Origin of the sequence: Pseudomonas knackmussii B13, assembly GCF_000689415.1 — a bacterium.
GTDB classification, from domain to species: Bacteria; Pseudomonadota; Gammaproteobacteria; order Pseudomonadales; family Pseudomonadaceae; genus Pseudomonas; species Pseudomonas knackmussii.
Window position 1 is genome coordinate 5,255,094 of sequence record NZ_HG322950.1, and the last position, 14,345, is coordinate 5,269,438.

Annotated in this window: 13 protein-coding genes; 8 read left to right on the top strand and 5 right to left on the bottom strand. The window is 66.0% G+C overall.

The genetic code is table 11. The features are described 5' to 3' along the window. Positions 1-66: 66 nt before the first annotated feature. Positions 67-630 (bottom strand): nucleotide exchange factor GrpE, encoded by a 564-nt coding sequence (grpE, locus tag PKB_RS24560; protein ID WP_043255340.1) that lies wholly within the window; start codon positions 628-630, stop codon positions 67-69. Positions 631-800: 170 nt separating this feature from the next. Between grpE and recN the strand changes: the two genes are divergently transcribed. Continuing rightward, on the top strand, positions 801-2,477 hold the full coding sequence (gene recN, locus PKB_RS24565; protein ID WP_043255343.1) for a DNA repair protein RecN: 1,677 nt from the start codon (positions 801-803) through the stop codon (positions 2,475-2,477). A 77-nt stretch (positions 2,478-2,554) separates the two neighbouring features. Here the strand turns inward: recN and fur are convergent, their stop codons facing one another. Next, positions 2,555-2,959, bottom strand: a complete 405-nt coding sequence (gene fur / locus PKB_RS24570; RefSeq protein ID WP_043255346.1) for a ferric iron uptake transcriptional regulator — start codon at positions 2,957-2,959, stop codon at positions 2,555-2,557. A gap of 96 nt (positions 2,960-3,055) precedes the next feature. On the opposite strand from fur, the gene PKB_RS24575 reads away from it, so the two are divergent. Further along, positions 3,056-3,589, top strand: coding sequence for an outer membrane protein assembly factor BamE (locus PKB_RS24575; RefSeq protein ID WP_043255349.1), 534 nt, complete (start codon positions 3,056-3,058; stop codon positions 3,587-3,589). A gap of 57 nt (positions 3,590-3,646) precedes the next feature. Here PKB_RS24575 and PKB_RS24580 read toward each other — a convergent pair whose 3' ends face one another. Together PKB_RS24580 and PKB_RS24585 are read right to left on the bottom strand one after the other, a co-directional pair. Then, the gene (locus tag PKB_RS24580) at positions 3,647-3,946 is read right to left on the bottom strand and encodes an RnfH family protein (protein ID WP_408004249.1); all 300 of its coding nucleotides are present in this window, start codon (positions 3,944-3,946) and stop codon (positions 3,647-3,649) included. A 1-nt stretch (position 3,947) separates the two neighbouring features. Then, positions 3,948-4,382 (bottom strand): type II toxin-antitoxin system RatA family toxin, encoded by a 435-nt coding sequence (locus PKB_RS24585; RefSeq protein ID WP_043255353.1) that lies wholly within the window; start codon positions 4,380-4,382, stop codon positions 3,948-3,950. Positions 4,383-4,566: 184 nt separating this feature from the next. On the opposite strand from PKB_RS24585, the gene smpB reads away from it, so the two are divergent. After that, a complete protein-coding gene (gene smpB, locus PKB_RS24590; RefSeq protein WP_043255356.1) occupies positions 4,567-5,046 on the top strand; it encodes an SsrA-binding protein SmpB in 480 nt (159 codons plus the stop codon). A gap of 77 nt (positions 5,047-5,123) precedes the next feature. Here the strand turns inward: smpB and PKB_RS24595 are convergent, their stop codons facing one another. Then, on the bottom strand, positions 5,124-5,888 hold the full coding sequence (locus PKB_RS24595) for an FCD domain-containing protein (protein ID WP_043255358.1): 765 nt from the start codon (positions 5,886-5,888) through the stop codon (positions 5,124-5,126). 302 nt (positions 5,889-6,190) lie between these two features. Between PKB_RS24595 and PKB_RS24600 the strand changes: the two genes are divergently transcribed. The 5 genes from PKB_RS24600 to PKB_RS24620 all read left to right on the top strand — a co-directional run bounded on the left by PKB_RS24600 (position 6,191) and on the right by PKB_RS24620 (position 14,279). Then, positions 6,191-7,864 (top strand): lactate permease LctP family transporter, encoded by a 1,674-nt coding sequence (locus PKB_RS24600; protein WP_043255360.1) that lies wholly within the window; start codon positions 6,191-6,193, stop codon positions 7,862-7,864. A 74-nt stretch (positions 7,865-7,938) separates the two neighbouring features. Beyond that, positions 7,939-9,084, top strand: coding sequence for an FMN-dependent L-lactate dehydrogenase LldD (lldD, locus tag PKB_RS24605; RefSeq protein WP_043255363.1), 1,146 nt, complete (start codon positions 7,939-7,941; stop codon positions 9,082-9,084). Between the two features lie 61 nt (positions 9,085-9,145). Further along, positions 9,146-11,959 (top strand): FAD-binding and (Fe-S)-binding domain-containing protein, encoded by a 2,814-nt coding sequence (locus PKB_RS24610; protein WP_043255364.1) that lies wholly within the window; start codon positions 9,146-9,148, stop codon positions 11,957-11,959. Positions 11,960-12,222: 263 nt separating this feature from the next. Then, entirely contained in the window at positions 12,223-12,897 is a 675-nt protein-coding gene (locus PKB_RS24615; RefSeq protein WP_043255366.1) for a response regulator, read from the top strand. Continuing rightward, complete coding sequence (locus PKB_RS24620; RefSeq protein WP_043255367.1) at positions 12,894-14,279, top strand: ATP-binding protein; 1,386 nt, start codon at positions 12,894-12,896, stop codon at positions 14,277-14,279. The genes PKB_RS24615 and PKB_RS24620 overlap by 4 nt, the downstream gene beginning before the upstream one ends. Positions 14,280-14,345 lie beyond the last annotated feature (66 nt).

A 14,345-nucleotide genomic window follows, 5' to 3' on the forward strand; every position in this document is an offset into this window, starting at 1 on the left:
CCGTGCGGGCCCCGCTGCGGGCCTATTGCTCGGTTGAATACCCAGATGGGGACCGGGTGGTGGATTTCAAGCCTTCTCGTCGATCGAAGGCGGAGTCTGTTCGGGTGCCTTGCTGACCACGACCATCGCCGGACGCAGCAGGCGGCCGTGCAGCAGGTAGCCCTTCTGGAACACCTTGACCACGCTACCCGGCTCCATGTGCGCGCTTTCCTGCATCGCCATGGCCTGATGGTGCTCGGGGTTGAACGGCTCGCCGTGCGGGTCGACCGGCTCCAGGTTGTAGCGCTTGAGGGTGTCGTGGAACATCTTGAGGGTCAGCTCGATGCCTTCGCGCATCGGCTTGATCGCCTCGTCGTCCGGGTTCGACATTTCCAGCGCGCGCTCCAGGGTGTCGACCACCGGCAGCAGGTCGCCGGAGAACTTCTCCAGGGCGAACTTGTGCGCTTTCTCCACGTCCTGCTCGGCACGCCGGCGGACGTTCTGCAATTCGGCAACCGCACGCAGGCTCTGGTCCTTGGCCGCGGCCAGCTGCTCTTCCAGGTTCTGCACGCGGACGTTCAGGTCTTCGCCGGCACCCTGTTCCGGCTGCTCGTTCATGCGCGAATCCTGGGTCTGTTGTTCGTCAGACATGCCACTCTCCTACCAAAAGAAATAAGCCTTAGAAAACAAAGCGAACCGACGGGTTCGCGGCTCTGCCGGCTATATGGGGGCCAAATCTGCCGCTTCAAGGGTCGGACGGATAATTGCCAGTCAGCGAAAATACTGTATAAATATCCAGAACACTCCACGGAGCCATTCCCATGCTGGTTCACCTGTCCGTACACAACTACGCCATCGTCGAACACCTCGATCTCGAGCTCGCCGCCGGCATGAGCGTGATCACCGGCGAGACCGGTGCGGGCAAGTCGATCATGCTCGACGCCCTCGGCCTGGCCCTTGGCGACCGCGCCGACAGCGGCGTGGTGCGCCCTGGTGCGGACAAGGCGGACATCCTCGCCAGCTTCGACGTCAGCGCCATAGCCGAGGCCCGCGACTGGCTCGCCGAGCGCGACCTGGAGCAGGACGGCCCATGCATCCTGCGCCGGGTCATCACCGCGGAAGGCCGTTCTCGCGGCTATATAAACGGCAGTCCCTGCCCGCTAGGCGACCTCAAGGCACTGGGCGAGCTGCTCATCGATATCCACAGCCAGCACGAACACCAGTCGCTGCTCAAGGCCGACACCCATCGCCGTCTGCTCGACGAGTACGCCGGCAGCCAGGACCTGGCGCGCCAGGTACAACTGGCCGCGCAGCGCTGGAAGCAGACACGCCAGGAACTCGACCGCCTGTCGCGCAGCGGCGATGAGCAGCGCGCCCGCCACCAGTTGCTCAGCTACCAGCTCGACGAACTGGAAAACCTGGCCCTGAGCGAGAACGAACTGGAGTCGCTGGAGGCCGAACACAAGACCCTGAGCAATGCCGGCGCGCTTCTTGGCGCCTGCCGCCAAGTCGTGGACATGTGCAGCGAAAGCGATGCCGGAAACGTGCTTTCGGTCCTGCCCGCGAGCCTCCACCGGCTGACCGCCTTCCAGAGCCAGCCGCAGGCGCTGGCCGAAGCCGTCAACCTGCTGTCCAGCGCACAGATCCAGGTCGAGGAAGCGGTCGGCGAGCTGAACCGCTTCGTCGATAACTTCGATGCCGACCCCAATCGTCTGCAGCAACTCGAAGAACGGATGGACAGCATTTACGGGCTGGCACGCAAGCACCGCGTGCAGCCCAGCGAACTGCTCGACCTGCAGCAGCGCCTGCTTGACGAACTGGAAGCGCTCAACGCCGACGACGAAGCCGTGGAGCGCCTGGGCGAGGAGCTGGCCGCCTACGAACGCCACTATCAGGAGAAGGCCGCCGAACTCGGCGCCCTGCGCCGCCAGGCCGCACCGCAACTGGCCACGGCAGTAGAGACGGAAATGCAGCGCCTCGGCATGCCCGGCGGCCGCTTTGCCATCGAACTGAGCGAAGCTCCCCATGCCGAACCCCAGGCCAACGGGCTGGAGCAACTGGAATTCCTGGTCAGCGCCAACCCCGGGCAGCCGCTCAAGGGCATCGCCAAGGTCGCTTCCGGAGGCGAGCTGTCGCGCATCAGCTTGGCGATCCAGGTCATCACCGCGCAGACCTCGCGCATCCCCACGCTTGTGTTCGACGAAGTCGACGTCGGGATTGGCGGGCCGACTGCGGAAGTCGTTGGCCAGCTTCTGCGTCGCCTGGGCGAGCGCGGCCAGGTACTGACCGTCACCCACCTACCGCAGGTCGCCGCCCAGGGTCATCAGCATTTGTTCGTGCACAAGGATCGCAGCAGCAGCGAAACCCGCACCGCGGTTGCCAACTTGAAGAAGGCCGAACGCATCGAAGAAATCGCCCGAATGCTCGGCGGTGTCGACCTCACCAAGGAGTCGCTGGCGCACGCTCGCAAGATGGTCGATCGGGCGCTGCAAGGCTAAACGCCCCGCCATCATTCACTCGACGCACAAACGAAAACGGCGACCCTTGGGTCGCCGTTTCACGCATCAAACGCGGCTTATTTCTTCTTGCGGATGTACAGGACCAGATTGTGGTCCACCAGCTCGAAGCCGCGCTCCTTGACGATCTCGCGCTGACGCTTCTCGATTTCGGCGTCCATGAACTCGATCACCTCGCCGGTATCGACGCAGACCATGTGGTCGTGGTGGCCGCTGTCGGCCAGCTCGAACACTGCGTGGCCGCCGTCGAAGTTGTGGCGAACCACCAGGCCCGCGGCCTCGAACTGGGTCAGCACGCGGTACACGGTCGCCAGGCCGACGTCCTCACCCGCCTCCATCAACGCCTTGTAGACATCCTCGGCGCTCATGTGGCGCTGCTCGGCGGAATCGAGCATCTGCAGGATCTTGACGCGCGGCAGCGTGACTTTCAGTCCGGCTTTGCGCAGTTCGTTGTTTTCAACCATGTTTGCTTTCTCGGCGCGGAATGCTTCGCAGCATCCTTCAATGCAGGTATGATCGGGGTTTCGTTGCCCAGCCAAGATAGTGGAAGTCACCCCCCGATGCAAAAAGCCAAGCTCACGCTGACCAGTCTCGCATTCGCGATGGGACTTGCCGCACTCGCCGGCTGTTCGTTCCCAGGGGTCTACAAGATCGACATCCAGCAGGGCAACGTCGTGACTCAGGACATGATAGACCAGTTGAAGCCCGGAATGACCCGGCGCCAAGTGCGGTTTATCATGGGCAATCCGCTGATTGTCGACACCTTCCATGCCAACCGCTGGGACTACCTGTACAGCCTGCAGCCCGGCGGTGGTCAACGCAGCCAGGAGCGTGTCAGCCTGATGTTCAACGACAACGACCAGTTGATCGGCCTGAACGGCGATTTCCGCCCGGGCGTCAGCCGCGACGAGGCAATCCTCGGCAAGGAAGCGGCTCCCGGCACTCCGCAGCAACCGACGCAGCAGAAACCCGAGCAGCCCAAGGAAGAACCGGCCAAGCCCGGCTCCGTGGAAGAGCAACTGCAACGCGAAGTCGACGAGGCCAAACCGGTCGCCGTACCGACGCCGCAGCCGCTGGACAAGAATCCGCAGTAATTCGCCTGCGACGAAAAAGCCCGGCCAATGCCGGGCTTTTTCATGCCTGCGCAAAACTCAGGACTTGCTAGCGCGGGCCCGCGCCGCGCGCTGCTTGCGCACTTCCTTGGGATCAGCGATCAGCGGCCGGTATACCTCCACCCGCTCCCCCTCTTCCAATACGCGCTCCTCGGGATTGGCCACAGCCTTGCCGAAGATACCCAGCGGACTCTGCCGCAGGTCCAGCTCGGGAAAGTGTGCAGCGATGCCCGACAGCTCCACCGCTTCGCGCATCTTCGTGCCATAGGGCACGCTCAGACGTAGCAGGCGCTGCCGCTCTGGCAGCGCACAGACCACTTCGATGGCGATGCTGCGGATTTCAGCCATACAGCTGCTTGGCGCGCTGGCAGAAGGCATCGACCATGGTGTTGGCGGCCTGGGTGAACAGCGGACCGAGGGTGGCCTTCACCAGCGCGCCGGCGTAATCGAACGTCAGCTCGAGACTGATCTTGCAGGCCTTGTCGCCCAGCGCCTTGAAGGTCCAGACACCGTGCAGCTCACTGAACGGACCCTCTTCCAGCTTCATCTCTATGCTCTCGCCGGGGACCAGCGCGTTACGGGTGGTGAAGCGCTGCGACAGGCTGCCCTTGGCGACGCAAAGCTCGGCGCGCATGGCCGTCTCGCTCACCTCGAGCACGGTGCTCGCGGAACACCAGGGCAGGAACTCCGGGTAGCGCGCCACATCGTTCACCAGGTCGTACAGCGCCCGCGCGGGAAATGGCAGGAGGGCCGAACGCTGGATATGCGTGCTCATAAGGTTCTCGCTCATTCAATGAAGGGAAGCCCGCGAACGCCGGGCGACGCGGCTTCCATCGGCAAAAAAAACAGCGCGCATTCTCCGAGATTAGCCACGCCCCCTCAAGCGCGCATCCCGCGCCGCGGCGAAATCCACGACGCCGATAGCGGCGCGGCCGACGACTCCCTATAATGCGCGGCCTATGGCTAAACAGAAGAAACACCCCGCGGGGACCATCGCGCAGAACAAGAAGGCTCTGCACGACTACTTCATCGAGCAACGCTTCGAAGCGGGCATCGCCCTGTCCGGCTGGGAGGTCAAGAGCCTGCGCGCAGGCAAGGCCCAGCTGGTGGACAGCTACGTCCTGCTCAAGGACGGCGAAGCCTGGCTGCTGGGCAGCCACATCACGCCGCTGACCGCCGCCAGCACCCATGTGATCGCCGACCCCGTGCGCACGCGCAAGCTGCTGCTGCACAAGCGCGAGCTGGGCAAGCTGTTCGGTGCCGTGCAGCAGAAAGGCTATGCCTGCGTCGCCCTGTCGATCTACTGGAAGAAGCACCTGATCAAGTGCGAGATCGCACTGGCCAAGGGCAAGAAGGAGTACGACAAGCGCGACACCGAGAAGGTGCGCGACTCCGATCGCGAGATCCAGCGCGCCATGCGCCACGGCAAGGGCGACTAAGGTCCTGCCTTTCTTACTCGCGAACAGGCTCCGAAGCGGGGCCGTTCGCGAGCAAGCTCGCTCCTACAGCTTCCGCCTCAGACACCCAGCCTGCGCTGCGCCCTTTGCAGCCGCCGCGCTTCGTCCTGCGCTTCATCGAGCACTTCCTGCACATAGGAAATGTGCCGATGGGAAATCTCCCGCGCCTCCTCCGCACGCCCCTGCATGATCGCGTCGTAAAGCTCGCGGTGCTGGCGCATCAGTTGCTCGCGGGTTTCCGTGCGCTGCGCATACATGCCGCCGATGTTGATCACCACGTTGCGTTTGAGCAGGTCGAACAGGCCGCGAATCGTGTGCAGCAGCACCGCGTTGTGGCTCGCCTCGGCGATTGCCAGGTGGAAGCTGGCGTCGGCCGCCCCCTCTTCACTGCTGACCTTGTCGCTCTCCTGATAGCAGCTCTGTAGCCGCTCGAAGGCAGTGGTCAGGCGCTGCTGGTCCACTTCGGTGGCACGCATCGCGGCGTAGTAGGCGCAGGAGCCTTCCAGGGTATGGCGGAATTCGAGCAGGTCGCGCTGCGCTTCGGGGTTCGCTTCCAGCAGATGCAGCAACGGATCGCTGAAGGTCGAGCCCAGGGCCTGGGCGACGTAGTTGCCACCGCCCTGTCGACTAACTAGAAGCCCCTTGGCCACCAGTTTCTGGATCGCCTCGCGCAGTGACGGCCGCGATACGCCGAACTGCTCGGCCAGCACGCGCTCCGCGGGCAGGCGCTCGCCCGCCTTGAGGGTGCCCTCGAGGATCATCGACTCCAGCCGCTCGACGATGTCGTCCGACAAGCGGCGCTGCCGCACCTGGTTGAAACTCATCTTCCACCTCTTCGGCCGACGTCACTCGCCGCCCGTGAATACGCAGGCCGGCAGCCTACCCAGCCACCGGCACGACAACAAGGCCAGCCGCCGGCTCCCGACAAAAGTAGTAGCGCGGCAAATTGACAGCCCGCAGGACATGCTTTTACCCTGAGCACCTGCTTTTGTAAATTGGTATTACCAATTTAGAAAGCATTGCCGAACCCGGTCGTCCGCCTTTTCCGCCTCGCCACAGCGCCGGGTGGCAATCACACGACACGGCAACAGACTCCACACCAAAAACAATTAGGAGCCGCATCAGCATGCAAACCTGGCAGCAGATCTACACGCCGCTCGGCAGCCTCGGGCTGTCCGCACTGGTCGCCGTGGTACCCATCGTCTTCTTCTTCCTCGCGCTGGCCGTGTTCCGCCTCAAGGGGCACATCGCCGGCACCATCACCCTGATCCTCTCGCTCATCGTCGCCATCGCCGCCTACGGGATGCCAGTCGACAAGGCACTGGGCGCGGCCTTCTATGGCTTCCTCTACGGCCTTTGGCCGATCGCCTGGATCATCGTGGCCGCCGTGTTCCTCTACAAACTCACGGTCAAGAGCGGCCAGTTCGACATCATCCGCAGCTCGGTGCTGTCGATCACCTCGGACCAGCGCCTGCAGGTGCTGCTGATCGGCTTCTCGTTCGGCGCCTTCCTCGAAGGCGCAGCCGGCTTCGGCGCGCCAGTGGCGATCACCGCCGCCCTGCTCGTCGGTCTCGGCCTGAACCCGCTCTACGCCGCCGGCCTGTGCCTTATCGCCAACACCGCGCCGGTAGCCTTTGGCGCCCTGGGCATCCCGATCATCGTGGCCGGCCAGGTGTCGGGCATCGAAGCGTTCAAGATCGGCGCCATGGCTGGTCGCCAACTGCCGCTGCTGTCGCTGGCGGTCCCGTTCTGGCTGGTGTTCATGATGGATGGCGTGAGAGGCGTGAAGGAAACCTGGCCGGCCGCACTGGTCGCCGGCGGCAGCTTCGCCGTCAGCCAGTACTTCACCTCCAACTTCATCGGCCCGGAGCTGCCGGACATCACCTCCGCGCTGGTCAGCCTGGTGTCGCTGACCCTCTTCCTCAAGGTCTGGCAACCGGCCAACGCCGTGGCAGTGCTCGGCATGTCCGGCGGCGCGGCAGTCGCCGGCGGCGGCAATCCGCGCCCGGAGCCCTCGCCCTACAGCGGCGGTGAAATCCTCAAGGCGTGGTCGCCGTTCCTGGTGCTCACCATTCTGGTCACCATCTGGACCCTGAAGCCGTTCAAGGCAATGTTCCTGCCCGGCGGCGCGCTCTACAGCCTGGTGTTCAACTTCCCGATCCCGGGCCTCGACCAACTGGTGATCAAGGGCGCCCCCATCGTTGCGACAGCCACCGCCATGCCGGCTGTGTTCAAGTTCGACCCGCTGGCCGCAACCGGCACCGCGATCCTGCTCTCGGCCATCGTCTCGATGTTCATCCTGCGCATCGGCGTGAAAATTGGTCTGACCACATTCAAGGAGACCCTGGTCGAGCTGAAGTGGCCGATCCTGTCGATCGGCATGGTGCTGGCCTTCGCCTTCGTCACCAACTTCTCGGGCATGTCCACCACCCTGGCGCTGGTCCTCGCCGGCACCGGCGCGGCCTTCCCGTTCTTCTCGCCGTTCCTCGGCTGGCTGGGTGTGTTCCTGACCGGTTCGGACACCTCGTCCAACGCCCTGTTCGGCGCCCTGCAAGGCACCACCGCGCACCAGATCGGCGTGCACGACACCCTGCTGGTGGCCGCCAACACCACCGGCGGCGTGACCGGCAAGATGATCTCGCCGCAGTCCATCGCCGTGGCCTGCGCAGCGACCGGCATGGTCGGCAAGGAGTCGGACCTGTTCCGCTTCACCCTGAAGCACAGCCTGCTGTTCGCCACGGTGATCGGCGTGATCACCCTGCTCCAGGCCTATGTCTTCACCGGCATGCTGGTTCACTAAGCTGTCTGCTGCCGGGCCGCACGGCCCGGCAGGTTTTTCGTCTTCACCGTCTTCCATCACCGGTGCCCCGCCAGATGATCATTTCCGCCTCAACCGACTACCGCGCCGCCGCCCAACGCAAGCTGCCGCCGTTCCTGTTCCACTACGCCGACGGCGGCGCCTATGCCGAGCACACCCTGCGCCGCAACGTCGCCGACCTGTCCGACATCGCCCTGCGCCAGCGCGTGCTGAAGAACATGGCCGAGCTGAGCCTGGAAACCCGGCTGTTCGACGAGACACTGAGCATGCCCGTGGCGCTGGCGCCGGTCGGCCTGACCGGCATGTACGCGCGCCGCGGCGAAGTGCAGGCGGCGCGAGCGGCGGCGGCGAAGGGCATTCCCTTCACCCTGTCGACAGTCTCGGTGTGCCCGATCGAGGAAGTGGCGCCGGCTATCGACCGGCCGATGTGGTTCCAGCTTTACGTGCTCAAGGACCGCGGCTTCATGCGCAATGCCCTGGAGCGCGCCAAGGCCGCCGGCGTCAGCACCCTGGTGTTCACCGTGGACATGCCGGTGCCCGGCGCCCGCTACCGCGACGCGCACTCCGGCATGAGCGGTCCGAACGCCCCGCTGCGCCGCGTCTGGCAGGCCATGACCCACCCGCAGTGGGCGCTGGACGTCGGCCTGCTCGGCAAGCCGCACGACCTCGGCAACATCTCCAAGTACCGCGGCAACCCCACGGGCCTGGCCGACTACATCGGCTGGCTGGGCGCCAACTTCGACCCGTCGATTTCCTGGAAGGACCTGGAGTGGATCCGCGACTTCTGGGAAGGCCCGATGGTGATCAAGGGCATCCTCGATCCGGAGGATGCGAAGGACGCGGTGAAATTCGGCGCCGACGGCATAGTCGTCTCCAACCACGGCGGCCGCCAGCTCGACGGCGTGCTGTCCAGCGCCCGCGCGCTGCCGGCCATTGCCGATGCGGTGAAGGGCGATCTGAAGATCCTCGCCGACTCGGGCATTCGCAATGGTCTGGACGTGGTGCGCATGATCGCCCTGGGCGCCGACACCGTGCTCATCGGCCGCGCCTTCCTCTACGCCCTGGCCACCCACGGCGAAGCGGGCGTGAAGAACCTGCTGGAACTCTTCGAGAAGGAAATGCGCGTGGCCATGGTGCTGACCGGCGCCAAGTCCATCGGCGAGATCACCCGCGACTCGCTGGTGCGCGAACTGGGCGCCTGAGCAACCCGCCAATAACCGACGGGCCGTCCAGCGGCCCGCACCGATGATGACTGGAGCCGTGATGAGCCTGCCCGCCGCATTCATCGATACCGTCGAACACCTGATTCCCCGCGAACGCCGCTTCGACGACCCGCTGTCGACCCTGGCCTTCGGCACCGACGCCAGCTTCTACCGACTGATCCCGAAACTGGTGATCCGCGTCGAGAGCGAAGACGAGGTGCGCACACTGCTGCGCGCCGCCCACGCGCAACAGGTGGCCGTGACCTTCCGCGCCGCCGGCACCAGCCTCTCCGGCCAGGCCGTAAGCGACTCGGTGCTGCTGGTGCTGGGCGATAACTGGAACGGTCGCGACATCCGTGGACAAGGCGAGCAGATCCGCCTGCAGCCCGGCGTCATCGGCGCCCAGGCCAACGCGTGGCTGGCCCCCTTCGGCCGCAAGATCGGCCCCGACCCGGCGTCGATCAACGCCTGCAAGATCGGTGGCATCGTCGCCAACAACGCCAGCGGCATGTGCTGCGGCACCGCGCAGAACAGCTACCACACGCTCGCTGGCATGCGCCTGCTGCTGGCCGACGGCACCCTGCTGGATAGCGAGGATGCCGAGAGCGTCGAGGCTTTCAGCGCCAGCCACGGCGAACTGCTGGAGCAACTCGCCGAACTCGGCCGGCAGACCCGCGCCAACACCGAGCTGGCCGCGAAGATCCGCCACAAGTACCGGCTGAAGAACACCACCGGGCTGTCCCTGAATGCGCTGGTCGATTACGACGCGCCGCTGGATATCCTCACCCACCTGATGGTCGGCTCCGAGGGCACCCTCGGCTTCATCAGCGCGGTGACCTACGACACGGTGCCCGACCACCCGCACAAGGCCAGCGCGCTGATCGTCTTCCCCGACGTGGAAACCTGCTGCAAGGCCGTGCCGGTGCTCAAGCTGCAGCCGGTGTCCGCCGTCGAGCTGCTCGACCGCCGCAGCCTGCGCTCGGTGGAGAACATGCAGGGAATGCCGGAGTGGGTGAAAAGCCTGTCCGCCAACGCCTGCGCCCTGCTCATCGAATCCCGCGCGGCAACCCAGACGCTGCTGCATGAACAGCTCGCGCAGATCATGGCTTCCATCGCCGAGTTCCCGGTGGAGAAGCAGGTCGACTTCAGCGAAGACCCGGTGGTCTACAACCAGCTCTGGCGCATCCGCAAGGACACCTTCCCGGCGGTCGGCGCGGTGCGCGAAACAGGCACCACGGTCATCATCGAAGACGTCACCTTCCCCGTCGAAAAGCTGGCCGAGGGCGTGAACCGCCTGATCGAGCTGTTCGACAAGCACGGCTACGACGAGGCGATCCTGTTCGGCCATGCGCTGGAGGGGAACCTGCACTTCGTCTTCACCCAGGGCTTCGACTCGCCCGAGCAGGTGGCGCGCTATTCGGCGTTCATGGACGACGTCGCGCACCTGGTCGCCGTCGAATACGGCGGCTCGCTGAAGGCCGAGCACGGCACCGGGCGCAACATGGCGCCCTTCGTCGAGCTGGAATGGGGCAACGACGCCTACCAGCTGATGTGGCAGCTCAAGCGCCTTCTCGACCCGCAAGGAATCCTCAACCCGGGCGTGATCCTCACCGACGACCCGCAGCTGCACCTGAAGAACCTCAAGCCGCTGCCGGCCGCCGACGAGATCGTCGACAAGTGCATCGAGTGCGGCTTCTGCGAGCCGGTCTGTCCGTCCAAGGGGCTGACCCTCAGCCCGCGCCAGCGCATCGTCATGTGGCGCGACATCCAGGCCAAACGCCGCGCCGGCATCGACACCACGCAACTGGAGCGCGACTACCAGTACCAGGGCATCGACACCTGCGCCGCCACCGGCCTGTGCGCCCAGCGCTGCCCGGTAAACATCAACACCGGCGAGTTGGTGAAGAAACTGCGCGGCGAAGAAACCCGCCACCCTGGCACCGCCACCTGGCTGGCCCGCAACTTCGCTACTGCCATGCAGGGCACGCGATTCATGCTGCATGTCGCCAACGGTGCGCGCATGGTCCTCGGCGCGCCGCGCCTGGCAAGCCTCAGCGCGAGCATCAGCCACGCAAGCAAGGGCCGCGTTCCGCAGTGGACGCCCGCCATGCCGCAGCCAGTCCGCCTGCCGCAGCCGCCGCGCGCTATCGACGACAGCCGCCCGCGCGTCGTCTACCTGACCGCCTGCGTGTCCCGCGCCATGGGCCCGGCGGCCGGCGACGAGGAGCAGGTACCGCTGATCGACAAGACCCGCCAACTGCTGGAGAAGGCCGGCTACCAGGTGGTCTTCCCGGATAACGCCGACAACCTCTGCTGCGGCCAGCCGTTCGCCTCCAAGGGCTACAAGCAGCAGGCCGACGACAAACGCGACGAACTGCTCGCCGCGCTGCTGCAGGCCAGTCGCGGCGGGCTCGACCCGATCTACTGCGACACCAGCCCCTGCACCCTGCGCCTGGTCCAGGACCTTGCCGATACCCGGCTGGATATCTACGACCCGGTGAAGTTCATCCGCACCTTCCTGGTCGAGCGCCTGGCGTTCGAGCCGCAGGACAAGCCGGTGGCGGTGCACGTCACCTGCAGCACCCAGCACCTGGGCGAAAGCCAGGCGCTGATCGACCTGGTCGGCCGCTGCACCTCGCAGGTGGTGATTCCCGAAGGCATCCACTGCTGCGGCTTCGCCGGCGACAAGGGCTTCACCACGCCGGAGCTCAACGCCCACTCGCTGCGCAGCCTGAAAGACGCGGTGCAGTACTGCGAGGAAGGCGTATCGACCAGCCGTACCTGCGAGATTGGCCTGAGCGCCCACGGCGGCATCGATTACCGCGGTGTGGTCTACCTCGTGGACCGCGTCACCCGCCCACGTGCTGACCTGTAGAAGCAACTGTCTATTGGGCTCCCGCGTTCGCGGGAGTGACGAGATTGGGGTTCGTTTTCCCCTACGTCATCTCCGCGAACGCGGAGACCCAGCGAACAACGTATCCGTCCGCGATGGTCGCCCCCGTGCGACCATCGCGAATGAATCCGCCCCTACCGCCTTAACCGCCTGTTAACCGACCGCTGCCAGCCTCTGCCGCGAATCCACCGCTGCGGCTATCCTGCTCGGGATTGCCGCGGCGACGCCGCGAGAGAGGACAGAAGATGCGCATCCTGCTGGCTGAAGACGATCCACTGCTGGGCGACGGCATTCGCGCCGGCCTGGGCCTGGAAGGCGACACCGTCGACTGGGTCACCGATGGCGTGGCGGCGGACCAGGCCCTGACCACTGACGAATTCGACCTGCTGGTGCTCGACCTCGGCCTGCCGCGCCGCGACGGCATGGAAGTGCTGCGCGGCCTGCGCAAACGCGGCGACATGACCCCGGTGCTGATCCTCACCGCGCGCGACAAGGTCGCCGACCGCGTGGCCGGCCTCGACGCCGGCGCCGACGATTACCTGAGCAAGCCCTTCGACCTCGACGAATTGCTGGCCCGCGTGCGCGCCCTTACCCGCCGCCACACCGGCCGCGCCGTGCCGCATCTGGAACACGGCGACCTGCGCCTGGACCCGGCCACCCACCAGGTCAGCCTCGCCGGCCAGCCGGTGGAACTGGCGCCGCGCGAATACGCCCTGCTGCGCCTGCTGCTGGAACAACGCGGCAAGGTGCTGTCGCGCTCGCGCCTGGTCGAAGCGCTGTATGGCTGGGACGGCGAGCTGGAAAGCAACGCCATCGAAGTCCACGTGCACCACCTGCGGCGCAAGCTCGGCAACGAGCTGATCCGCACCGTGCGCGGCATCGGCTACGGCATCGACCGCCCGAACAAGGACCCTGCTTGAACGTACGCCCACCCCGCGCCGGCTCGCTCAGCCGGCGCCTGCTGCTGTTGCTGATCGGCGGCGTCTCGCTGTGCTGGCTGCTCGCCGGCGCCCTCACCTACCACCTGGCCTCGCGCCAGGTGGACCGTCTCTACGACGAGGACATGATCGACTTCGGCGAGGCGGCGCTGCGCCTGGTCGACGTCGCCGACGACCACCTCACCGGCCAGGGCCGCAACGACCTGATCGCGCGCAGCCGCAAGGCCATCGAGGACCTGCCGCTGGTGCGCCGCGAATCGGCGCTGGGCTATGCCATCTGGTACAACGGCCAGCAGCTCTTCGCCACCAGCGGCCTGCCGCGTGGGGTCGAGTCTCTGGGCAGCGGTTACTCCGACCTCGACCAGGACGGCGTCCACTGGCGCGTGTTGCAACTGAGCACCCGCGACCAGAGCACACGCATCTGGATAGTCGAGAACCTCCACCACCGCAGCCACACCCTGCACCTGCTGCTGCTCAGCTCGCTCTTCCCGCTGCTGCTGGCCTTGCCGCTGCTCGCCCTGCTCGTCTGGCTCGGCGTCAGCAGCGGCTTGGCACCCTTGCGCGGGCTGGCCACGCAGCTCCACCAGCGCGGCGCGCGCAGCCTGCAGCCACTTGCGCTGAGCCGTGCACCGGTGGAAGTGCACAGCCTGGTCAATGCGCTGAACCTGCTGCTGGAACGCCTGGGCAGCGCCATGGAAGCGGAACGCCGCCTGACCAGCGACGCGGCCCACGAGATCCGCACGCCGCTGGCCAGCCTGCGCACGCATGCGCAGGTGGCACTGCGCTCATCGGACCCGACCGTACTCGCCCACGGCCTGCGTCAGGTCAGCCAGAGCGTCGAGCGCATCACCGCACTGATGGAGCAGATCCTCCTGCTCGCGCGCCTGGACAACGAGGAACTGCACGAGACCTTCATCCGCGTCGACCTCGGCCAGCTGAGCGAGGAAACCATCGCCGAACTGGCGCCGCAGGCCATCGCCAAGAACATCGAACTGACCCTGGAGAACCAGGGCGGCACGGTGCTCGGCGTGCCGGTGTGGCTGGGCATCATGCTCGGCAACCTGGTCGGCAACGCCCTGCGCTACACCCCCGAAGGCGGCCAGGTGGAGATCACTCTGGAGCGCCACGGGCAATGGGTCGAGCTGTGGGTACGCGACAGCGGCCCCGGCGTGGCGGCAAGCGAACAGGCGGCGATCTTCACCCGCTTCTACCGCAGCCCCGGGGTGAGCGGCAGCAGCGGCAGCGGCCTGGGCCTGCCCATCGTCAAGCGCGTGGTGGAGATCCACCAGGGCCGCATCAGCCTGCATCCCGGCCTGGGCGGCGCCGGCCTCGGCGTGCGCGTCGAACTACCGTCCGCGCCCTAGCACGGAACCCTGGCGAACTGATAGCGGTCCACCCTTCAAGGCCACGTCGCACTAAGCACCGCGGCC